Source organism: Enterobacter cloacae complex sp. S2 (assembly GCF_015159675.1).
Classification (GTDB): domain Bacteria; phylum Pseudomonadota; class Gammaproteobacteria; order Enterobacterales; family Enterobacteriaceae; genus Enterobacter; species Enterobacter intestinihominis.
This window is the reverse complement of the sequence record NZ_JADDTS010000005.1, coordinates 78,615-101,518: the sequence shown is the minus strand read 5'-3', so window position 1 is coordinate 101,518 and position 22,904 is coordinate 78,615. Positions and strand designations below refer to the sequence as shown.

The following is a 22,904-nucleotide window of genomic DNA, read 5'->3' as shown; positions in this document are numbered from 1 at the left end:
GCCCTGTGGGAGAGGGCCGGGGTGAGGGCACCAGACCGCCCTCAATCCTAGCGAATCCCACCATACGCCAGCGTCACCTCTTTCGCGGCCTTAATCACCAGCGCACCCAGCTCGGTGACGCGGTCGTCGGTCATACGTGAAATCGGCCCGGAGATGGAGATGGCGGCAAACGGCTCGCGGTGTTCGTCGAAAATACAGGACGCGAGGCAGCGCAGCCCGAGGGCATGTTCTTCGTCATCAAACGAATAGCCGCGCTTGCGGGTCAGAGCCAGATCTTCTTTCAGATGCACCGGCGACACCAGGGTGGCGTGGGTGTAGGCGTGCAGACCTTTACGGTGCAGCAGACCCGTCACCTGCTCTTCGCTAAGCTGCGAGAGAAACGCTTTCCCTGCGCCAGAGGCGTGCATCGGCAGCTTGCCGCCAATCGGTGCGGACATGCGCATCAGCTGCGTACACTGCACCTGGTCGATGATAATCGCCTGATGATCGCTCTGATCCAGCACGGCCAGGTTTACCGTCTCGCCGGACTCCTCCATCAGCTTGCGCAGAATCGGGTGGACAATCGCCAGCAGGTTGCGGCTTTGCAGGAAGCTGCTGCCGACGATAAAGGCATGCGCGCCAACCGCCCAGTGACCCAGCTCGCCCACCTGACGTACGAAGCCCAGCTGCTGCATGGTGGTTAACAGGCGGTGAGTGGTGGAGTTCGGCAGTCCCGCCTGCTGCGCCAGCTCTGTCAGGGCCACGCTACCATGCGATTCGGCTATCCATTCCAGCAGCTTCAGGCCGCGCGTCAGGGATTGAACCTGTCCGCCAGGTTGTGCAGCGGTGGTTGCAGCAGGTTTTCTGCCGCGTTTAGCGGGAACGGTCGTAACCATGACGAACTCCTTTTTCTGTATCGTGGAAATCATTTTCGTTTTATTTGGTGGTTTTGCAACCGCTTTCCTGACTGATCGGAGGAGTGATAGTGAACATGTCTCATGTTACCGCTGTGTGACTTTTCGACCCTTAGAGATTATGCCAGTATGGAACGCAGCCTTTTGGCCATGTTGAACGTTGTCGGGAGCAAGTGTGAGCAGCAAAGTAGAGCAACTGCGTGCGCAGTTAAATGAACGAATTCTGGTGCTGGACGGCGGCATGGGCACCATGATCCAGGGCTATCGTCTGATTGAAGACGATTTCCGTGGAGAGCGCTTTGCCGACTGGCCTTGTGACCTGAAAGGAAACAATGACCTGCTGGTGTTGAGCAAACCCTCTGTCATCAGGGATATCCACAACGCCTACTTCGAAGCGGGTGCGGATATTGTAGAAACCAACACCTTCAACTCGACAACCATCGCCATGGCGGATTACCAGATGGAATCCCTGTCGGCGGAGATCAACTTTGAAGCGGCGAAACTCGCCCGCGCCTGCGCCGACGAGTGGACGGCCCGCACGCCGGACAAGCCACGCTATGTTGCCGGGGTGCTGGGCCCGACCAACCGCACCGCGTCGATTTCTCCGGACGTGAACGATCCAGCCTTCCGCAATATCACCTTTGACCAACTGGTGGCCGCGTATCGTGAGTCCACTAAAGCGCTGGTGGAAGGCGGTTCCGACCTGATCCTGATTGAAACCGTATTCGACACCCTCAACGCCAAAGCCGCAATTTACGCGGTGAAAGAGGAGTTCGAGGCGCTGGGCGTTGACCTGCCGATCATGATTTCCGGCACCATCACCGATGCCTCGGGGCGCACGCTTTCCGGCCAGACAACCGAAGCGTTTTATAACTCTCTGCGCCATGCCGAAGCGCTCTCCTTCGGCCTGAACTGCGCGCTGGGGCCGGACGAGCTGCGCCAGTACGTGCAGGAGCTTTCGCGCATCGCAGAGTGCTACGTCACCGCCCACCCGAACGCCGGTCTGCCGAACGCGTTCGGTGAGTATGATCTGGATGCCGATACCATGGCGGCGCAAATCCGCGAGTGGGCCGAATCTGGCTTCCTCAACATCGTCGGCGGCTGCTGCGGCACCACGCCAGAGCACATCGCCGCCATGAGCCGCGCCGTCGCCGGGCTTGCACCGCGCAAGTTACCCGAGCTTCCGGTAGCCTGCCGTCTGTCCGGCCTTGAGCCGTTGACCATCGGCGACGACAGCCTGTTTGTGAACGTGGGTGAACGTACCAACGTCACCGGTTCTGCGAAGTTCAAGCGCCTGATCAAAGAAGAGAAGTACAGCGAAGCGCTGGACGTTGCCCGCCAGCAGGTGGAGAGCGGCGCGCAGATTATCGATATCAACATGGACGAGGGGATGCTCGACGCCGAAGCGGCGATGGTGCGCTTCCTCAACCTGATTGCCGGCGAGCCGGACATCGCCCGCGTGCCGATCATGATTGACTCTTCCAAATGGGACGTCATCGAAAAGGGGCTGAAGTGCATTCAGGGCAAAGGCATCGTTAACTCCATCTCAATGAAAGAGGGCGTCGATACCTTTATCCACCACGCGAAGCTGGTGCGTCGCTACGGGGCCGCCGTGGTGGTGATGGCCTTCGATGAAGTGGGCCAGGCCGATACTCGCGAGCGCAAAATTGAGATTTGCCGCCGGGCGTACAACATTTTGACCGAAGAGGTGGGCTTCCCGCCGGAAGACATTATTTTCGACCCGAACATCTTCGCCGTCGCGACCGGCATCGAAGAGCACAACAACTACGCCCAGGACTTTATCGGCGCGTGTGAAGACATTAAACGCGAGCTACCGCATGCGCTGATCTCCGGCGGCGTGTCAAACGTGTCGTTCTCGTTCCGCGGTAACGACCCGGTGCGTGAGGCGATCCACGCCGTGTTCCTCTACTATGCCATCCGCAACGGGATGGACATGGGGATCGTTAACGCCGGACAGCTGGCGATTTACGACGACCTGCCCGCAGAACTACGCGACGCAGTAGAAGATGTGATCCTCAACCGTCGCGACGACGCCACCGAACGCATGCTGGATCTGGCGGAAAAATACCGCGGCAGTAAAGCTGACGAATCAGCCAACGTTCAGCAGGCCGAATGGCGTTCCTGGGATGTGAGAAAGCGTCTGGAATACTCGCTGGTAAAAGGCATTACTGAGTTCATTGAGCAGGATACCGAGGAAGCGCGTCAGCAGGCAGCCCGTCCGATTGAAGTGATCGAAGGGCCGCTGATGGACGGCATGAACGTGGTCGGCGATCTGTTCGGCGAGGGCAAAATGTTCCTGCCGCAGGTGGTGAAATCCGCCCGCGTCATGAAGCAGGCCGTGGCTTATCTTGAGCCGTTTATCGAAGCCAGCAAAGAGAAGGGCTCCAGTAACGGTAAGATGGTCATTGCCACCGTGAAGGGCGACGTGCACGACATTGGCAAAAACATTGTCGGCGTGGTACTGCAATGCAATAACTACGAAATTATCGATCTTGGCGTGATGGTCCCGGCGGATAAAATCCTCAGGACCGCTCGCGAAGTGAATGCGGATCTGATTGGTCTTTCCGGGCTGATTACGCCGTCGCTGGACGAAATGGTCAACGTGGCAAAAGAGATGGAGCGCCAGGGCTTCACTATTCCACTGCTGATTGGCGGGGCAACCACCTCGAAAGCCCACACCGCAGTGAAAATCGAGCAGAACTACAGTGGGCCGACGGTGTATGTCCAAAACGCCTCGCGCACCGTGGGCGTGGTCTCCGCGCTGCTGTCTGACACCCAGCGCGATGACTTTGTCGCCCGCACCCGCAAAGAGTATGAAACCGTCCGCATTCAGCATGGACGTAAGAAACCGCGCACGCCGCCGGTTTCGCTTCAGGCGGCGCGCGATAACGATCTGGCGTTCGACTGGTCCAGCTATACGCCGCCGGTCGCGCACCGTCTGGGCGTGCAGGAGGTGACGGCCAGCATCGAAACGCTGCGTAACTACATCGACTGGACGCCGTTCTTCATGACCTGGTCGCTGGCGGGCAAATATCCGCGCATTCTTGAAGATGAGGTAGTAGGCGAAGAGGCGAAACGCCTGTTTAAAGATGCCAACGATATGCTCGACAGACTGAGCGCAGAGAAAGCCCTCAACCCGCGCGGCGTGGTGGGGCTGTTCCCGGCGAACCGCGTGGGCGACGATGTTGAAATTTACCGCGATGAAACCCGCACCCATGTGCTGGCCGTGAGCCACCATCTGCGCCAGCAAACCGAGAAAGTGGGCTTTGCCAACTACTGCCTGGCGGATTTCGTCGCACCGAAACTCTCCGGTAAAGCCGACTATATCGGCGCCTTTGCGGTGACCGGCGGTCTGGAAGAAGACGCGCTGGCGGACGCGTACGACGCACAGCACGATGATTACAACAAAATCATGGTGAAAGCGATCGCCGATCGCCTGGCGGAAGCCTTTGCTGAGTACCTCCACGAGCGCGTACGTAAGGTGCACTGGGGCTACGCGGCGAATGAGAATCTCAGCAACGAGGAGCTGATCCGCGAAAACTACCAGGGCATTCGTCCGGCACCCGGCTATCCGGCCTGCCCGGAACACACCGAGAAGGGCACTATCTGGAAACTGCTCGACGTGGAAGCGCATACCGGCATGAAACTTACCGAGTCGTTCGCCATGTGGCCGGGCGCGTCCGTTTCCGGCTGGTATTTCAGCCACCCGGACAGCAAGTACTTCGCCGTGGCACAGCTTCAGCGAGATCAGATTGAAGACTACGCCCTGCGAAAAGGCATGAGCGTGTCAGAGGTGGAACGCTGGCTGGCGCCGAATTTAGGCTACGACGCAGACTAACGTCACTTTTCCTTACAACAAACAGGGCACCGCTATGGTGCCTTGTCTCTTTCTTACGTTTAAACCCTTATACTGGAAGAAGGTTCTTACTACATTGCCCGGCGGCGCTGCGCTGACCGGGCCTGCGCGTAGGCCGGATAAGGCGTAGCCGCCATCCGGCAAGATAACGCGCAACAAGCCTCAGGAAAACAGATAACGATAAGGAGGAAAACCCACTGTGTTGACGTTGTTACACCTGCTCTCCGCAGTCGCACTGCTGGTATGGGGCACCCATATCGTTCGTACCGGCGTGATGCGCGTGTTTGGCGCACGTTTACGTACCGTTCTCAGCGGCAGCGTTGAGAAGAAGCCGCTCGCCTTCTGTGCGGGTATTGGCGTCACGGCGCTGGTGCAAAGCAGCAACGCCACCACTATGCTCGTCACCTCGTTCGTGGCGCAGGATCTGGTGGCGCTCGCCCCGGCGCTGGTGATTGTCCTTGGTGCCGACGTCGGTACCGCGCTGATGGCACGTATCCTGACCTTCGATCTCTCTTGGCTGTCGCCGCTACTGATTTTTATCGGCGTCATTTTCTTCCTCGGCCGTAAGCAAAGCCGTGCCGGGCAGCTTGGCCGCGTCGGTATTGGCCTCGGGCTGATCCTGCTGGCGCTGGAGCTGATTGTGCAGGCAGTTACGCCGATTACCCAGGCCAACGGTGTGCAGGTCATTTTCGCCTCGTTAACCGGCGATATTATGCTGGATGCGCTGATCGGCGCGGTGTTTGCCATTGTCAGCTACTCCAGCCTGGCGGCCGTGTTGCTGACGGCCACGCTAACCGCTGCGGGCGCGATCTCTTTCCCGGTGGCGCTATGCCTGGTCATCGGTGCGAATCTTGGCTCTGGCCTGCTGGCGATGCTTAACAACAGCGCAGCCAATGCTGCCGCCCGACGGGTGGCGCTGGGGAGTTTGCTCTTCAAGCTGGTGGGTAGCCTGATCATTCTGCCGTTTGTGCACCCGCTGGCGAACCTGATGGACAACCTCTCTCTGCCGAAAGCGGAGCTGGTGATCTACTTCCACGTCTTCTACAACCTGGTACGCTGTCTGGCGATGGTGCCGTTTGCCGCGCCGATGGCCCGCTTCTGCGAGCGGCTAATTCGTGATGAACCGGAGCTGGACGCGCGCCTTAAACCGAAGCATCTGGACACCTCGGTGCTGGACACGCCCGCGCTGGCTATCGCCAATGCCGCCCGCGAAACGCTGCGCATGGGTGACGCGATGGAAACCATGCTGGAAGGGTTGCAAAAGGTGATGCACGGCGAGCCGCGCGAAGAAAAAGAGCTGCGCAGGCTGGCGGACGATATCAACGTGCTGTATACCGCCATCAAGCTCTATCTGGCGCGGATCCCGCAGGACGAGCTGGCGGAAGAGGAGTCGCGCCGCTGGGCGGAAATCATTGAGATGTCGCTTAACCTGGAGCAGGCTTCGGATATTGTCGAGCGTATGGGCAGTGAAATCGCAGACAAATCCCTGGCCGCACGTCGGGCGTTTTCTGTCGAAGGGCTGAAGGAGCTGGAAGCGCTCCACGAACAGCTGGTCAGCAACCTGAAGCTGGCGATGTCGGTCTTCTTCTCCAGCGACGTGCCGAGCGCGCGCCGCCTGCGCCGCAACAAGCACCGTTTCCGCATCCTCAACCGGCGCTACTCGCACGCCCACGTTGAGCGTCTGCACCAGCAGAACGTGCAGAGTATCGAGACCAGCTCGCTCCACCTGGGGCTGCTGGGCGATATGAAACGTCTTAACTCGTTGTTCTGCGCGGTGGCGTACAGCGTGATGGAGCAGCCGGATGAAGATGACGAGCGGGATGAGTATTAATCTCTGAAAGCGCCTCGCAAAACGGTTTTGTGAGGCGTGACTCCCCATAAAGAGCAATTTATTCTTCAACCCTTACATTTTTAAGGGAATAGGAAGTGCTCAATTATTACGCTACACTTCGCCAGTTCATGCGCATTCCAATGGGGGGTCTCATGCGGTGCTAATAGCATTAAAAAATCAGTGAATGTTTCCCTGTCGCCGGACATCCTTGAAGAGGCGCGAAGGCTTAAACTTAACCTTTCTGCCGTGCTAACGGCGGCTTTGCAGGAGCAATTTCGTGAACATCGGCGCGCAGAGTGGCTTGAAGAAAATAAAGCTTCTATTGACGCCATTAACCAGTGGGTTGATGAAAACGGCTCCTTTAGTGACTTTCAGAGGTCGTTCTGATGAAGCATGTACTGGTCGCTCCCGCCGTTGAGGTCGCGGGAAAACCCTGCGTGGTGATGATGCACATGATGGCAGGCATATCGCTAAAAGAGTTAGGTGAACGCGTTGCCGATCTTACTAACAGCAGTGCTTCATTGCGGGATGCACTCGATTTTCTGATCAGCGGTTACTAGGACTTTTTTGTCAGGCGCAAGGTAAGGTATATTTCGCCCTTCACAGGAGAAACTATGCTGCCAACTCAATCAACCCGATTAAACAAATACATTAGCGAGAGCGGGATCTGCTCACGTCGCGAGGCTGACCGTTACATTGAACAGGGTAACGTGTTTCTTAACGGCAAACGCGCCACCATTGGCGATCAGGTGGTACCTGGCGATGTGGTGAAAGTGAATGGTCAGGTCATCGAACCGCGTGATGCCGAAGACCTGGTGTTTATCGCGTTGAACAAACCGGTTGGGATTGTCAGCACCACGGAAGATGGCGAGCGGGACAACATTGTTGATTTCGTGAACCACAGCAGCCGCATTTTCCCGATTGGCCGTCTGGATAAAGACTCTCAGGGGCTGATTTTCCTCACCAACCACGGCGATCTGGTCAACAAAATTCTGCGTGCCGGTAACGACCACGAGAAAGAGTACATCGTGACGGTGAACAAGCCGGTGACGGACGAGTTTATCCGCGGAATGGGCGCTGGCGTGCCGATTCTGGGCACCGTGACGAAGAAGTGTAAAGTCAAAAAAGAAGCACCGTTCGCGTTCCGCATCACGCTGGTTCAGGGCCTGAACCGCCAGATCCGCCGCATGTGCGAGTACTTCGGTTATGAAGTGACGAAGCTGGAACGCACGCGCATCATGAACGTCAGCCTGTCTGGCATCCCGCTGGGCGAGTGGCGTGACTTAACGGATGACGAGCTGATCGAGCTGTTCAAACTTATCGAGAACTCCTCGTCCGAAGCGAAGCCGAAAGCTAAAGCCAAACCGAAAACGCAGGCGATTAAGCGTCCGGTGGTGAAGGCACCGCAGGCGGAAGAGAAAGGGCGAGGCAAGCCGGGCAACGGAAAACGCTTTACCCAGCCGGGGCGCAAAAAGAAAGGGCGCTGATTAGCGCCTTCCACGGGTTGATGTGCTGGCGGACCAGGAAAAAGTCGCCTCTGCGTCGGGTTTATACGCCTGCTCTTTTTTCAGCTTGCGGGCTTTTTTCGCCGCGGCATCACGTTGCGCCATCAGCTTATCGATGTACTCTTTTTTAACCTGATTGGTTTCGGCGTTCGTCAGCGTGCGGCCATGCGCGATGCGGGCGCGGTCGAGAAGCGTTTTAAGTTCGCGCTGCTCGGCTTCGGTCATGTCTTTCTGGGTCAAACGTGGTGTAGCCATTGCTGAAGCCTCCTGATGGGGAGGCTTCAGTGTAAAGCAAGCCGGCTCAATTAACCCTGTTTCACCGCATCTTTTTTCGGTTGGTCATCAATCGGCTTACCGGACCAGTACCCTGCTAACAGCGAACCGGACAGGTTGTGCCAGACGGAGAACAGCGCTCCCGGTAGCGCCGCCAGCGGTGAGAAGTAAATTTTACCCAGCGCCGCCGCCAGGCCAGAGTTCTGCATCCCCACTTCGATCGCCAGCGTGCGGCAGGTGGATTCGTCGAAACCAAACAGCTTTCCACCCCAGTATCCGCCCAGCAGACCAATGGTGTTATGCAGCACAACCGCGACGATCACTACAAAGCCCACCGAAGCAATGTGCGATGCGGAACCGGCTACCACGGCGCTGATAATGGCAAGTATGCAGACCATCGAAAACGCGGGCAGATACGGCTCAACCGCTTTCACCACCCGCGGGAAGAGATGGTGGATCACCAGTCCCAGCGCAATCGGGATCACCACGATTTGCAGAATGCTGAGCAGCATGCCCATCACATCCACCTGGATATGCGCGTCCACGTACAGGCGGGTTAACAGCGGCGTGGCAATCACGCCCACCAGCGTGGAAACGGAAGAGATAGTGACGGAGAGCGCCACGTCGCCTTTCGCCAGATAGATCATGACGTTAGATGCCGTGCCGCTGGCGACGCTCCCCACCAGCACCATCCCGGCGGAAAGGTCGGGCGGCATCTTAAAGGCCATCGCCAGCAGCCAGGCCGCGAGCGGCATCACCAGGTAGTGCAGGAAAATCCCTGCGGCAACCGGTGCCGGGCGAGACAGCACGCGTTTGAAATCGTCAATTTTTAGATGCACGCCCATGCCGAACATAATCAGCATCAGTAGCGTGGTGACCCACGGACCAATGCCCGTGAACGTGGTGGGAGTGTAATACGCGAGTACGGAGAGCAGCAGCGCCCATAACGGGAACAGCCGGGTGATAGCGGAGAGCATAGTGAATTCCTTGCAGTATTGTCGTGTTGTTTTGTTATAAAAAAGCCGGGTCTGTGCCCGGCTTATGGATAATGTTTATCGTGCTAACGAATTTTATTCAAACAAATTCTGATGAAGTTTCTGCACAACCTGCTCGGCCTGATCGGCAGGGACCAGGAAGCAGAGGTTGTAGCTGGACGCGCCGTAGCAAATCATGCGGATGCTGAACGGGTCGAGCACGCCGAACACCTCTTTGCCCACGCCGCACGCGCGCGACAGCTTATTACCGATGATGGCAACCAGCGCCAGATCTTCTTCCACCTCCACGCGGCACAGCTCGGAAAGCTCAATCAGCAGCGACTGCGTCAGCAGGGTATCACCCGTTGAGGTTGAACCGGTGGTGTCGAGCGTCAGCGCAATGCTGACTTCTGACGTGGTGATCAGGTCCACGGAGATATTGTGGCGCGCCAGGATGCCAAACACTTCCGCCAGGAATCCGCGGGAGTGCAGCATATTATGGCTGTGCAGGGTAACCAGCGTCTGCTTACGACGCAGGGCCAGCGCGCGGAACAGCGGCGGGTTCTCGGTTTTCTTGCAGACCAGCGTCCCGCCCGCCTTTGGATCTTTACTGGAGCCAACGAAGACCGGAATGTCGCTGCGCACGGCAGGCAGCAGCGTGGCCGGATGCAGCACTTTTGCGCCGAAGGTGGCCATTTCAGCCGCTTCTTCAAAGGCGATCACGTCAATGCGTTTTGCCGCAGAGACCACGCGCGGGTCGGTGGTGTAAATGCCCGGCACGTCCGTCCAGATATCCACGCGGGTGGCATGCAGGGCTTCACCCAGCAGGGCGGCGGTATAGTCGCTGCCGCCACGGCCCAGCGTGGTTGTGCGCCCTTTGGCTTCGCTGCCGATAAAGCCCTGGGTGATCACTATGCCTTCATCCAGACGCGGGGCAAGCTGCTGGTTAGTGAGCTCTGCCAAAGCTTCAACGTCCGGCTCGGCGCGGCCAAAGCGGTCGCTGGTGCGCATTACTTTACGCACGTCGAACCACTGCGCCTGAATATTGCGCTCGCGCATGATCTCAACGAACAGCAGGGTGGACATCAGTTCGCCGTGGCTGACCAGTTCGTCGGTTAGGGCGGTAGAGGTTGCCAGTGAAGCGGCTTCTGCCAGGGTAGTGATATTTTCCAGCAGGCGTTCCACTTCCTCACGAATGACGTTCGGGTTTTGCAGACGCTCAAGGATGTCGAACTGAATTTTGCGCAGTGCATCCAGCTTCACGAAACGCTCGGTCGCTTCCAGTCCTTCAGACAAAGAAACCAGCAGGTTCGTCACGCCGGCTGAGGCGGAGAGCACCACCAGGCGGGTATTCGGATCGGCCAGCACCACATCGGCGCTGCGGTTCATGGCAGCGTAGTCTGCCACACTGGTGCCGCCAAACTTGGCGACCACAAAACTCGTCATAACAACCTCGTGTCAGGGAATGAATAGAGCGACCTTGGCACAAGAATGAAGCGAGAACAGGTGCAGGCGCAAAATACGGCCCTATAAATAAAATGCGGGGGAGGTCCTGTCAATGCTGGGATTATGCGGATTTTTCATGGGGGGGTACCCCTCAGAAACAGGACTTATAACAGGCCCATATTTTATGCTCCTTTTTACCCCTTTTTGACCAACATTTCGCCACGCCGGAAGGGCGCGACAGCAGCTATACTTTTCGGGTCTTTTCACCTGCGTTTGATGCAGACCAGGGCAATGGCATAAAAACCATCACAATTTTTATTTGCAGGCGCTACAATCGACCGCAGTCACAATTCTCAAATCAGAAGAGTATTGCTATGAAAAACATCAACCCAACGCAGACCGCTGCATGGCAGGCACTACAGAAACATTTTGATGAAATGAAAGACGTCACTATCGCGGATCTGTTCGCGAAAGATGCCGATCGTTTCAGCAAGTTTTCCGCCACCTTCGATGACCTGATGCTGGTGGATTTCTCTAAGAACCGTATCACCGAAGAGACGCTGGCGAAGCTGCAAGATCTGGCGAAAGAGACTGAGCTGGCAGATGCCATCAAATCCATGTTCTCCGGTGAGAAGATCAACCGCACCGAAGACCGTGCCGTGCTGCACGTGGCGCTGCGCAACCGTAGCAATACTCCAATTATCGTTGACGGCAAAGATGTGATGCCGGAAGTGAACGCGGTGCTGGAAAAGATGAAAACCTTCTCTGAAGCGATCATCTCAGGTCAGTGGAAAGGCTACACCGGGAAAGCGATCACCGACGTCGTAAACATCGGTATCGGCGGCTCTGACCTCGGCCCGTTCATGGTGACCGAGGCGCTGCGCCCGTATAAAAACCATCTCAACATGCACTTCGTGTCCAACGTCGATGGGACTCACATCGCTGAAGTGCTGAAAAAGGTGAACCCGGAAACCACGCTGTTCCTGGTGGCGTCTAAAACCTTCACCACTCAGGAAACCATGACCAACGCCCACAGCGCGCGCGACTGGTTCCTGAAAACCGCGGGCGACGAAAAGCACGTGGCGAAACACTTCGCGGCGCTGTCCACCAACGGTAAAGCGGTGGGTGAGTTCGGTATTGATACTGCGAACATGTTTGAATTCTGGGACTGGGTGGGTGGCCGCTACTCACTGTGGTCTGCGATCGGTCTGTCCATCATCCTGTCCGTCGGCTTCGACAACTTCGTTGAGCTGCTCTCCGGCGCGCACGCGATGGACAAACACTTCTCCACCACCGCGCCTGAGAAAAACCTGCCGGTGCTGCTGGCGCTGATTGGGATCTGGTACAACAACTTCTTCGGCGCTGAAACCGAAGCGATTCTGCCGTACGACCAGTATATGCACCGCTTTGCGGCCTACTTCCAGCAGGGCAACATGGAATCCAACGGTAAATACGTTGACCGTAACGGCAACGCGGTGGATTACCAGACTGGCCCAATCATCTGGGGCGAGCCGGGCACCAACGGTCAGCACGCGTTCTACCAGCTGATCCACCAGGGCACCAAAATGGTACCGTGCGATTTCATCGCCCCGGCGATTACGCACAACCCGCTGTCCGACCACCATCCGAAGCTGCTGTCTAACTTCTTCGCCCAGACCGAAGCGCTGGCGTTCGGTAAATCCCGCGAGGTGGTTGAGCAGGAGTACCGTGACCAGGGTAAAGATCCGGCTACGCTGGAACACGTTGTGCCGTTCAAAGTGTTCGAAGGCAACCGTCCAACTAACTCCATTCTGCTGCGTGAAATTACGCCGTTCAGCCTGGGCGCGCTGATTGCCCTCTACGAGCACAAGATCTTCACTCAGGGCGCTATTCTGAACATCTTCACCTTTGACCAGTGGGGCGTTGAGCTGGGCAAACAGCTGGCAAACCGCATTCTGCCAGAGCTGGGTGACGATAAAGCAATCGACAGCCACGACAGCTCCACCAATGGTCTGATTAACCGTTATAAAGCATGGCGTGCGTAATAAATATGTCATGAACAATGCCGGCGATATGCCGGCATTTTTTTATCGGATAATTCCTGATGTCTGTTAGTTATCTCAAATTCTGAATCTGAGTTTAATCCGAAAAACACGGTTACCCCGTAAATTGCTGAGGGTTATTTTAAGAAAATACGGAGTGATACTTTAATGGGTTTATATTATAACTGCTTGATAATGAATGGTTATCTATTTCAATAATTATTTTTTCTTTTCATTTTTAACCATTAGTCTGAAAACCTCATCCCTATTTACCCCCACGGTAAACCCACTGCTTTAGTTGTGTATACTCGAATCCGCCTGAATTTCTTTTCGGGCAAATCTCCATTCATTCATTGAAGGGAAATTGTTATGAAGAAAGTACTGTATGGCATTTTTGCCATATCTGCGCTTGCGGCGACGTCTGTCTATGCAGCTCCGGTCCAGGTCGGGGAAGCAGCAGGGTCGGCAGCGACGTCTGCGTCTGCGGGGAGTTCTACCGCAGCCAGCACCAGCGCCGTAAGTTCAGCCGTGGGTGTCGCGCTGGCGGCAACCGGTGGCGGTGATGGCTCCAATACCGGAACCACGACCACTACGACGACCAGCACCCAGTAATACCGGGTGTTTTAATCATAACCACACTTCGGTGTGGTTATTTCGCCCCTTCGGAGAAGAGTCGTGAAGCGACCTGCAATCATCCTGATTTGCCTGCTATTGCAGGCGTGCTCAGCTACCACCAAAGGGCTGGGCCACTCACTGTGGGACAGCATGTTCGGCACGCCGGGCGTGCATCTGACCGATGACGAACTTCAGAACATGCCGTATGCCAGCCAGTACATGCAGCTAAACGATGGTCCGCAACTGTTTGTGGTGCTCGCTTTCGATGAAAACGGGCAGCAGAAATGGGTGACGCAGGATCAGGCTACCATCGTGACTCAGCATTCCCGAATCGTGAAAACGTTGCTCGGCGGCGACAACCTGCTTGAGGTAAACAACCTGGCTGAAGATCCGCTCATCAAGCCGAATCAGATCGTCGATGGCGCAAGCTGGACGCGCACAATGGGCTGGACCGAGCACAAACAGGTGCGCTACGCCACGGCCCGCTCCACCTTCCGCTGGGATGGTACGGACAGCGTCAAAGTGGGCAGCGACGAAACGCAGGTGCGCGTGCTGGATGAAGAGGTGACAACCGATCAGGCCACCTGGCATAACCGCTTCTGGGTGGACGGAGAGGGGCAAATCCGCCAGTCCTTACAGTATCTCGGTGCCGGTTTCTTCCCGGTGAAGACCACCCTGATCAAGGCGGCGAAATCATGAAAATGTTCATTCACGTTGCGCTTCTCGCCAGCCTGGCCTCGCCGCTGGCGTGGTCTGCGGGAACGGTACAGGTCTACACCCCGGACAGCGAAAAACCTAAAACCTTAACCAATGCCGGGCATCTGCTCGATCTGGTGGGGCAGCCGAGGCTGGCGAAAAGCTGGTGGACAGGGGCGGTTATCAGCGAGCGTCAGGCGACGATTGTAGCGGAACAAAAACATCAGGCGCTGCTCGCCCGACTGAGCGGGCTGGCACAACAGGAAGATGCTGACGATGCCGCGGCCATTACTAGCCTGCGTCAGCAGCTTCAGGCGGTTAAGGTGACGGGTCGCCAGAAGGTGAATCTCGATCCGGATGAGGTGCGCGTCGCCGAAAACGGCAATCCGTCGCTGGAAGGGGACTATACCCTGTGGCTGCCGGCTCAGCCTTCCACCGTCACCGTGATGGGGCTTATCAGCAGCCCTGGCAAAAAGCCGTTTACGCCGGGCCGTGACGTCGTGAGCTATCTCGACGAGCAAAGCTTGCTCAGCGGTGCGGATAACAGCTATGCCTGGGTGGTCTATCCGGACGGGCATACGCAAAAAGCGCCGGTGGCTTACTGGAATAAACGCCATATCGAACCTATGCCAGGCAGCATCATTTTTGTCGGTTTTGCCGACCATTTCTGGACGAAAGCGTATGACGGGCTTAATGCCGATATCCTTCGCTCCCTGATACAGCGGATACCGGAATAATGAAAAAAACCTATCTCTACAGCATGCTTGCACTGTGCGTGAGTGCCGCCTGTCATGCAGAAACGTATCCGGCACCCATCGGCCCGTCGCAGTCCGATTTTGGCGGCGTGGGCTTACTGCAAACCCCGACCGCGCGTATGGCCCGCGAGGGGGAAATCAGCCTTAACTATCGCGATAACGATCAGTACCGTTACTACTCTGCGTCCGTGCAGCTATTCCCCTGGCTGGAGACCACGCTGCGCTACACCGACGTGCGTACAAAACAGTACAGCAGCGTGGACGCCTTCTCCGGCGATCAGACCTATAAAGACAAGGCCTTCGACGTGAAGCTGCGCCTGTGGGAAGAGAGCTACTGGATGCCGCAGGTCTCCGTCGGGGCGAAAGACATTGGCGGGACCGGCCTGTTTGATGCGGAATACATCGTTGCCAGTAAAGCCTGGGGACCGTTTGATTTCTCGCTGGGTCTTGGCTGGGGCTACCTCGGCACCAGCGGCAACGTAACCAACCCGTTCTGTACCTACAGCGACAAATACTGCTACCGCGATAACAGCTATAAAAAAGCGGGTTCCATCAACGGCGACCAGATGTTCCACGGCCCGGCCTCGTTGTTTGGAGGCGTAGAGTATCAAACGCCATGGCAGCCGCTGCGCCTGAAGCTGGAGTACGAAGGCAATAACTACAGCGAAGATTTTGCCGGCAAGATTGAGCAGAAGAGCAAGTTTAACGTCGGCGCCATTTACCGCGTCACCGACTGGGCCGACGTTAACCTCAGCTATGAGCGCGGTAATACCCTGATGTTTGGCTTTACGCTGCGCACCAACTTTAACGACATGCGGCCGCGCTACAATGACAACCCGCGGCCCAAATACCAGCCGGAGCCGCAGGATGCGATCATTCAGCACTCCGTGGTAGCGAACCAGCTGACGCTGCTGAAATATAACGCAGGCCTGGCGGATCCGAAGATCCAGACCAAAGGCGATACGCTGTACGTCACCGGCGAGCAGGTAAAATACCGCGACTCCCGCGAAGGGATCGAGCGCGCCAACCGGATCGTCATGAACGATCTGCCGGAGGGGATCCGCACGATCCGCGTGACGGAGAACCGTCTCAACCTGCCGCAGGTCACCACTGAAACCGATGTTGCCAGCCTTAAACGTCATCTTGAAGGCGAACCGCTGGGACATGAAACCGAGCTGGTGCAAAAACGCGTTGAGCCGGTGGTGCCAGAGAGCACCGAGCAGGGCTGGTATATCGATAAATCCCGCTTCGATTTCCATATCGATCCGGTGCTGAACCAGTCCGTGGGTGGGCCGGAAAACTTCTACATGTATCAGCTGGGCGCGATGGCGACGGCGGATCTGTGGGTGACCGACCACCTGTTGACCACCGGTAGTCTGTTCGGCAACCTTGCCAACAACTACGACAAATTTAACTACACCAATCCGCCGAACGATTCAAAACTGCCGCGCGTGCGTACCCGCGTTCGCGAATATGTGCAGAACGATATCTACGTGAATAACCTGCAGGCCAACTACTTCCAGTACTTCGGTAACGGCTTCTACGGCCAGGTTTATGGTGGCTATCTGGAAACCATGTTCGGCGGCGCGGGGGCGGAGGTGCTTTATCGTCCCGTCGACAGTAACTGGGCGTTTGGGATTGATGCCAACTACGTGAAACAGCGTGACTGGCGCAGCGCGCAGGACATGATGAAGTTCACCGACTACAGCGTCAAAACCGGCCACCTGACCGCCTACTGGACGCCGTCGTTCGCACAGGATGTGCTGGTGAAAGCCAGCGTCGGGCAATACCTGGCGGGCGATAAGGGCGGCACGCTGGATATCTCCAAACACTTCGACAGCGGCGTTGTGGTAGGCGGTTATGCCACCATCACCAACGTTTCGCCAGACGAGTACGGGGAAGGGGACTTCACCAAAGGGGTGTATGTGTCGATTCCGCTGGATCTGTTCTCGTCAGGCCCAACCCGCAGCCGTGCGGCAGTGGGCTGGACGCCGCTGACGCGCGACGGCGGTCAGCAGCTTGGACGTAAGTTCCAGCTGTATGATATGACCAGCGATAAGAACATTAACTTCCGCTGATGCTTGTTTGCCCGGTGGCGCTGTGCTTACCGGGCCTACGAAAGTATTTTTGTAGGCCGGGCAAACGCAGTGCCGCCCGGCAAGAATGTTCATATGGACAAAACATAAACAAAAAATATAGATCCCCGTCACATTTTTGCGTTATACAGGAACCTCGCCCTGGAGAATGAGGTGCTGTATGACATCCCTGACTCGTCCGCGTGTTGAGTTTATCTCAACAATACTCCAGACCGTGCTGAACCTCGGTCTGCTGAGCCTTGGCCTGATCCTGGTCGTGTTTCTGGGTAAAGAGACGGTGCATCTGGCGGATGTGCTGTTCGCACCTGAGCAAACCAGCAAATACGCGCTGGTGGAAGGCCTGGTGGTCTACTTTCTCTACTTTGAATTTATCGCCCTGATTGTGAAGTACTTTCAGTCCGGCTTTCACTTCCCGCTGCGCTATTTTGTCTACATTGGCATCACCGCCATTGTGCGGCTGATCATCGTCGATCATAAATCCCCGCTCGACGTGCTGATCTACTCGGCGGCGATCCTGCTGCTGGTGATCACCCTCTGGCTGTGCAACTCAAAGCGGCTGAAACGCGAATAAAAAAAGGGCGCTCCGAAGAGCGCCTAACAACAGTCACAAGTTGGTTCAATACAATACGTCTAAAGTTGAGGGTTGCAGTGGCATAACAGATGAAACTTAACCTTTCACACCGCCCGCCGTCAGGCCGTTGACCAGCCAGCGCTGGGCCAGCAGGAACACCACGGTAATCGGGATGGCAGAGAGGACGGCCGCCGCGGCAAAGTCGCCCCACAGGTAGTTTTGCGGGTTGAGGTATTGCTGCATACCGACGGCCAGGGTGTAGCTGTTCACATCGCGCAGTAACAGAGAGGCGACCGGTACTTCGGTGATCGCCGCGATAAACGACAGGATGAACACCACCGCCAGAATCGGCACCGACAGCGGCAGCAGCACCAGACGGAACGCCTGCCACGGGGTGGCGCCATCCAGCGCGGCGGCTTCTTCCAGTGAACCATCGATGGTTTCGAAATAGCCCTTGATGGTCCACACATGCAGGGCGATGCCGCCAAGATAGGCGAAGATCACGCCGCCGTGGGTGTTCAGGCCGATAAACGGCACGTACTGGCCCAGACGATCAAACAGGGCATACAACGCCACCAGTGACAGCACCGCCGGGAACATCTGGAAAATCAGCATCCCTTTCAGCAGCGTCGCTTTGCCCGGGAAACGCATACGGGCGAAGGCGTAAGCACAGGTGGTGGAGAGCGTCACGATGCCGATGGCAGTGATGGTCGCCACTTTTACCGAGTTCCACAGCCACAGCAGCACCGGGAACGGCGGTGGAGTGACGCGGCCATCCGCGTGTTCCACACTGAAGCCCAGCGCGAGTTTCCAGTGCTCCCAGGAGATTTCATCCGGGATCAGGCTCCCGGTGGCGAAGTTCCCCGAACGCAGGGAGATGGCGATAACCATCAGCAGCGGGAACATGATCGCCGCGATGAAAATCAGCAGGCCTAAGTGCGTCGCGAGGAGGCGCAGTTTCTGAGATTTGGGTTGTACCATAGCCATGTTCAGTGCCCTCCTTAGTCAAATTTCATACGTGTAGCTTTCAGGTTCACGATCGCCAGGGCGCCCACCAGCAGGAAGATCAGGGTGGCAATCGCTGCCGCCAGACCGAAGTCCTGACCGCCGCCGCCTTCGAAGGCGATACGGTAGGTGTAGCTCACGAGCAGGTCGGTATAGCCTGCCGGCGTGGTGGTGCCGAGACGGTCCGGACCGCCGTTGGTCAACAGCTGAATCAGCACAAAGTTGTTAAAGTTAAAGGCGAAGCTGGCAATCATCAGCGGCGTCAGCGGCTTAATGAGCAGCGGCAGGGTAATTTTGAAGAAGTTCTGGAACGGACCCGCGCCGTCCATCGCCGAGGCTTCGTACAGGTCGTCCGGGATGGCCTTCAGCAGCCCCATGCACAGGATCATCATGTACGGATAACCGAGCCAGGTGTTCACGATGATAATCATCGAGCGAGCGGTGGTCGGGTCGCTGAACCAGGCCGGTTTGATGCCGAACAGCGCGCTCAGCATCATGTTGATTTCACCGAAGCTCTGGTTAAACAACCCTTTGAAAATCAGAATCGAGATGAACGACGGCACGGCGTACGGCAGAATCAGCAGCACGCGGTAAATCGCTTTGCCCTTCAGGGATTCCCACTGGACCAGACAGGCCAGCACCATGCCCACGGCCACGGTCAGGATCACGGTCAGGATGGAGAAGACTACCGTCCAGACGAAGATGGCGAAGAACGGTTTCTGGATGCCTTCGTCGGTAAACACGCGGGTAAAGTTATCCCAGCCGATGGTAACGGTATAGCCCGGGCTGAGCTTGTCGTCGCCCCAGCTGCCGTCGGCATTCACCGACTGATAGAAACCGATATCGTTGTTCGGGCGGTATTTTACGCCGCTCTGGTTGTTGGTCAGCGTGCCGTCATCCGCCAGAGTATAAAGCGGCTGCGTGCCGGAAAACTGGCGCAGCGAGCTCATGGTTACTTTGCTGTCATCGGGCAGCACGGCGGTGAGCTGGGTCAGCGCCTGGCGATTTTGAGTGATGATACGCAGGTTGGCACGTTCACCTTCCGGCAGGGCCGCGGCCTCTTTTAAGACCAGCTTCTGCTCGCCGCCAAATTTGAACGCGTCGGAAAGATAGTTTTTGCCGCTCTCACCGTCAGTGAGCGCTAACTTCCACTCATCTCCCGCAGGATACAGGCCGAAGTTAAAGGTTTTACCCGCCTGATAAGAACGATCCAGAAGCACCTGGATGGCACGCTCCTGCGCGAGCTGGTTGGTGCTGCTGTAGTTAGTAAAGGCAATCGCGATGGTGCAGATCAGCGGAAAGAGGACAAACAGCCCCATCCCGGCAACACCGGGGTAGACATAGCGCCAGGCATACGCTTTACGGTTGGCGAAAATATACAGGCCAACCGAGCTTAAAATCAGCGTCATGATGGCAAAAAGGTATTCCCCTTGCACGTACATTAAAACAACAAGGTAACCCACCAGCAGACACAGCAGACCTATCACTGACCACTTCAGTGCGTCGCTTTGCCACCAGCGTTTCTTTTTAATGACATCCATGGGGTTCTTCCTCTACAACGGTGGAAACTTATCGTCAGGTGGCGCTGCGCTTACCTGACCTACGGATCGTGCCGTAGTCGTAGGGCGGGTAAGCGCACGCGCCACCCGCCGTTTTTCAGACTTACTTAGTAATACGACCCTGAGCATCTTTCAGCGCGGCATCAACAGTCTGGCGACCGCTTGCCGCGTTGATGACGGCGGTACGGGTGGCGTACCAGAACGCAGCCATCTGTGGGATGTTCGGCATGATTTCGCCTTTCTGGGCGTTATCCATGGTGGCCGCAATGCGTGGATCTTTCGCTAACTGATCCTGGAAGGATTTCAGCGCAACGGCGCCCAGCGGTTTGTCCTTGTTCACTTCATCCAGACCCTGATCGGTCAGCAGGTAGTTTTCGAGGAACTCTTTCGCCAGCTCTTTGTTCGGGCTGGCGGCGTTGATACCCGCGCTCATCACGCCAACAAACGGTTTAGACGGCTTGCCGTTGAAGGTTGGCAGCAGGGTCACGCCGTAGTTGACTTTGCTCTTGTCGATATTGGTCCAGGCCCACGGACCGTTGATGGTCATCGCGGTTTCGCCTTTGTTGAACGCCGCTTCCGCGATGGAGTAGTCGGTATCCGCATTCATGTGTTTGTTCTTAATCAGGTCAACCAGGAAGGTCAGGCCTTTTTTCGCGCCCGCGTTGTCCACGCCCACGTCTTTCACGTCATATTTGCCGTTTTCAAACTTGAACGCGTAGCCGCCGTCGGCAGCAATCAGCGGCCAGGTGAAGTACGGCTCTTGCAGGTTGAACATCAGAGCGGATTTACCTTTCGCCTTCAGCTCTTTATCCAGAGCAGGGATCTCTTCCCAGGTTTTCGGTGGATTTGGCACCAGGTCTTTGTTGTAAATCAGTGACAGGGCTTCAACCGCGATTGGGTAAGCGATCAGCTTGCCGTTGTAGCGAACGGCGTCCCAGGTGAACGGGAACAGTTTGTCCTGGAAGGCTTTGTCTGGCGTAACTTCTGCCAGCAGGCCAGACTGCGCGTAGCCCCCGAAACGGTCATGCGCCCAGAAGATAATGTCCGGACCGTCGCCCGTGGCCGCAACCTGCGGGAACTTCTCTTCCAGTTTGTCCGGGTGTTCTACGGTGACTTTGATACCGGTGTCTTTCTCGAATTTTTTGCCCACTTCGGCCAGACCGTTATAGCCCTTGTCGCCGTTAATCCAGATAACCAGCTTACCTTCTTCAATTTTGGCGAGAGCCGGTGCGGAAATCATCATTGCTGCGAGGGCGGACAATGCGAAAACGCGTGCGCCAGTCTTGATCTTCATATCTGCCATCCTTTATTGGTGATGTGCTCGTGGATACATAAGGTGGTTCAACGTGACTCAGTCTCCTTATTTGACATCCTCTTTCCATCCTCCCAGTCCCTACGCCCCACCCCCTGTTTGTGTGATCCCTGTAACATAAATTTAAGTTATGAGTGCTGGCGCACATAAAAACCCACTGAATTTTGCAGGCCGCTTCACGATTTTCGCCTCAGCCCCTCCGCTGCGGTCGCAGAGCCTGCTCTCTCATCCTCCCGCCTCCTCCCCCATAAAAAAGCCGGGGGGTGGAGGATTCACGAAAGTAATGGAACACGCATAGTGAACTTATCTTGAATGTTTCTGTCGGTGACAGGTTGTAACGAAGGGAGAAGGGCATGGCGAGCGTACAGCTGCGTAATGTAACGAAAGCCTGGGGCGACGTTGTGGTGTCAAAAGACATCAATCTGGACATCCACGAAGGTGAGTTTGTGGTGTTCGTTGGTCCATCAGGCTGTGGTAAATCTACTCTGCTGCGTATGATTGCCGGTCTTGAAACCATCACCAGTGGCGATTTATTTATTGGTGATACCCGAATGAACGACATCCCGCCAGCTGAACGCGGCGTGGGCATGGTGTTCCAGTCTTATGCGCTTTATCCGCATCTCTCCGTTGCCGAGAACATGTCCTTTGGCCTGAAGCTGGCCGGCGCGAAAAAAGAGACCATTAACCAGCGCGTCACCCAGGTGGCGGAAGTGCTCCAGCTGGCACATCTGCTGGAGCGTAAACCGAAGGCGCTCTCCGGTGGTCAGCGTCAGCGTGTGGCGATCGGCCGTACGCTGGTGGCCGAGCCGCGCGTGTTCCTGCTCGATGAACCTCTCTCTAACCTGGATGCCGCCCTGCGCGTCCAGATGCGTATCGAAATCTCCCGTCTGCACAAGCGTCTTGGACGCACGATGATTTACGTCACCCACGATCAGGTCGAAGCGATGACGCTGGCCGACAAAATCGTGGTACTGGACGCCGGTCGCGTGGCGCAGGTGGGCAAACCGCTGGAGCTGTATCACTACCCGGCAGACCGCTTTGTTGCGGGCTTTATTGGCTCGCCAAAGATGAACTTCCTGCCCGTAAAAGTGACCGCGACGGCAATCGAACAGGTACAGGTGGAGCTGCCAAACCGTCAGCAAGTCTGGCTGCCGGTCGACAGCGCCAACGTACAGGTGGGGGCCAATATGTCCCTCGGTATCCGCCCTGAGCATTTACTGCCGAGCCACATCGCTGATGTGACGCTGGAAGGTGAAGTTCAGGTCGTCGAACAGCTTGGTCACGAAACACAGATTCATATCCAGATCCCCGCCATCCGTCAGAACCTGGTCTACCGCCAGAATGACGTGGTGTTGGTAGAAGAGGGTGCCACATTCGCTATCGGTTTGCCGCCAGAGCGTTGCCATCTGTTCCGTGAGGATGGCACTGCATGTCGTCGGTTGCACAAAGAGCCAGGCGTTTAAGCATTCCAATTA

The 22,904-nt window shown here is 56.6% G+C and carries 18 protein-coding genes and 1 pseudogene; 12 read left to right on the top strand and 7 right to left on the bottom strand.

Translation table 11 applies throughout. The features are described from left to right. Positions 1 to 47: 47 nt before the first annotated feature. Positions 48 to 875, bottom strand: coding sequence for a glyoxylate bypass operon transcriptional repressor IclR (gene iclR, locus IPZ49_RS04395; RefSeq protein WP_022646720.1), 828 nt, complete (start codon positions 873 to 875; stop codon positions 48 to 50). Positions 876 to 1,068: 193 nt separating this feature from the next. Between iclR and metH the strand changes: the two genes are divergently transcribed. The 5 genes and pseudogenes from metH to rluF all read left to right on the top strand — a co-directional run bounded on the left by metH (position 1,069) and on the right by rluF (position 8,088). Beyond that, positions 1,069 to 4,752: a methionine synthase gene (metH, locus tag IPZ49_RS04390; protein WP_063147060.1), complete on the top strand. Its 3,684-nt coding sequence runs from the start codon at positions 1,069 to 1,071 to the stop codon at positions 4,750 to 4,752. 217 nt (positions 4,753 to 4,969) lie between these two features. Next, on the top strand, positions 4,970 to 6,601 hold the full coding sequence (locus IPZ49_RS04385; protein WP_022646722.1) for a Na/Pi cotransporter family protein: 1,632 nt from the start codon (positions 4,970 to 4,972) through the stop codon (positions 6,599 to 6,601). Positions 6,602 to 6,696: 95 nt separating this feature from the next. After that, positions 6,697 to 6,988 (top strand): annotated as a pseudogene (locus IPZ49_RS04380) (type II toxin-antitoxin system CcdA family antitoxin). After that, positions 6,988 to 7,161 (top strand): CcdB family protein, encoded by a 174-nt coding sequence (locus IPZ49_RS04375; RefSeq protein WP_022646724.1) that lies wholly within the window; start codon positions 6,988 to 6,990, stop codon positions 7,159 to 7,161. The pseudogene IPZ49_RS04380 and the gene IPZ49_RS04375 overlap by 1 nt, the downstream one beginning before the upstream one ends. 54 nt (positions 7,162 to 7,215) lie before the next feature. Further along, positions 7,216 to 8,088, top strand: coding sequence for a 23S rRNA pseudouridine(2604) synthase RluF (gene rluF, locus IPZ49_RS04370; protein WP_022646725.1), 873 nt, complete (start codon positions 7,216 to 7,218; stop codon positions 8,086 to 8,088). Here rluF and IPZ49_RS04365 read toward each other — a convergent pair whose 3' ends face one another. From IPZ49_RS04365 to lysC, 3 genes are all read right to left on the bottom strand, one after another. Beyond that, positions 8,089 to 8,361 carry a DUF3811 domain-containing protein gene (locus tag IPZ49_RS04365; RefSeq protein WP_017382612.1) on the bottom strand — a complete coding sequence of 91 codons (273 nt, stop codon included), beginning with the start codon at positions 8,359 to 8,361 and terminating at the stop codon, positions 8,089 to 8,091. Between the two features lie 50 nt (positions 8,362 to 8,411). Continuing rightward, positions 8,412 to 9,356, bottom strand: coding sequence for a ketopantoate/pantoate/pantothenate transporter PanS (panS, locus tag IPZ49_RS04360; RefSeq protein ID WP_023295757.1), 945 nt, complete (start codon positions 9,354 to 9,356; stop codon positions 8,412 to 8,414). A gap of 93 nt (positions 9,357 to 9,449) precedes the next feature. Continuing rightward, positions 9,450 to 10,799, bottom strand: a complete 1,350-nt coding sequence (lysC, locus tag IPZ49_RS04355; protein WP_022646727.1) for a lysine-sensitive aspartokinase 3 — start codon at positions 10,797 to 10,799, stop codon at positions 9,450 to 9,452. Positions 10,800 to 11,173: 374 nt separating this feature from the next. On the opposite strand from lysC, the gene pgi reads away from it, so the two are divergent. The 6 genes from pgi to psiE all read left to right on the top strand — a co-directional run bounded on the left by pgi (position 11,174) and on the right by psiE (position 17,553). Beyond that, complete coding sequence (gene pgi, locus IPZ49_RS04350; protein ID WP_022646728.1) at positions 11,174 to 12,823, top strand: glucose-6-phosphate isomerase; 1,650 nt, start codon at positions 11,174 to 11,176, stop codon at positions 12,821 to 12,823. 366 nt (positions 12,824 to 13,189) lie between these two features. Further along, positions 13,190 to 13,432: an exopolysaccharide production protein YjbE gene (gene yjbE, locus IPZ49_RS04345; protein WP_003860341.1), complete on the top strand. Its 243-nt coding sequence runs from the start codon at positions 13,190 to 13,192 to the stop codon at positions 13,430 to 13,432. A gap of 63 nt (positions 13,433 to 13,495) precedes the next feature. Then, positions 13,496 to 14,134: a YjbF family lipoprotein gene (locus IPZ49_RS04340; RefSeq protein ID WP_058646369.1), complete on the top strand. Its 639-nt coding sequence runs from the start codon at positions 13,496 to 13,498 to the stop codon at positions 14,132 to 14,134. Then, positions 14,131 to 14,868, top strand: coding sequence for a capsule biosynthesis GfcC D2 domain-containing protein (locus tag IPZ49_RS04335; RefSeq protein WP_048966223.1), 738 nt, complete (start codon positions 14,131 to 14,133; stop codon positions 14,866 to 14,868). The genes IPZ49_RS04340 and IPZ49_RS04335 overlap by 4 nt, the downstream gene beginning before the upstream one ends. Next, positions 14,868 to 16,964, top strand: a complete 2,097-nt coding sequence (locus tag IPZ49_RS04330; protein WP_023299084.1) for a YjbH domain-containing protein — start codon at positions 14,868 to 14,870, stop codon at positions 16,962 to 16,964. The genes IPZ49_RS04335 and IPZ49_RS04330 overlap by 1 nt, the downstream gene beginning before the upstream one ends. A 178-nt stretch (positions 16,965 to 17,142) precedes the next feature. After that, entirely contained in the window at positions 17,143 to 17,553 is a 411-nt protein-coding gene (psiE, locus tag IPZ49_RS04325) for a phosphate-starvation-inducible protein PsiE (protein WP_000202963.1), read from the top strand. A gap of 96 nt (positions 17,554 to 17,649) precedes the next feature. Here the strand turns inward: psiE and malG are convergent, their stop codons facing one another. From malG to malE, 3 genes are all read right to left on the bottom strand, one after another. Then, complete coding sequence (malG, locus tag IPZ49_RS04320; protein WP_003860332.1) at positions 17,650 to 18,540, bottom strand: maltose ABC transporter permease MalG; 891 nt, start codon at positions 18,538 to 18,540, stop codon at positions 17,650 to 17,652. Positions 18,541 to 18,554: 14 nt separating this feature from the next. Then, positions 18,555 to 20,099 carry a maltose ABC transporter permease MalF gene (gene malF / locus IPZ49_RS04315; RefSeq protein WP_063929515.1) on the bottom strand — a complete coding sequence of 515 codons (1,545 nt, stop codon included), beginning with the start codon at positions 20,097 to 20,099 and terminating at the stop codon, positions 18,555 to 18,557. Positions 20,100 to 20,220: 121 nt separating this feature from the next. Beyond that, positions 20,221 to 21,411 (bottom strand): maltose/maltodextrin ABC transporter substrate-binding protein MalE, encoded by a 1,191-nt coding sequence (gene malE / locus IPZ49_RS04310; protein WP_063929514.1) that lies wholly within the window; start codon positions 21,409 to 21,411, stop codon positions 20,221 to 20,223. A 371-nt stretch (positions 21,412 to 21,782) separates the two neighbouring features. Here malE and malK point away from each other — a divergent pair, with 371 nt between their 5' ends. Continuing rightward, complete coding sequence (malK, locus tag IPZ49_RS04305; protein ID WP_003860329.1) at positions 21,783 to 22,892, top strand: maltose/maltodextrin ABC transporter ATP-binding protein MalK; 1,110 nt, start codon at positions 21,783 to 21,785, stop codon at positions 22,890 to 22,892. Positions 22,893 to 22,904: the final 12 nt, after the last annotated feature.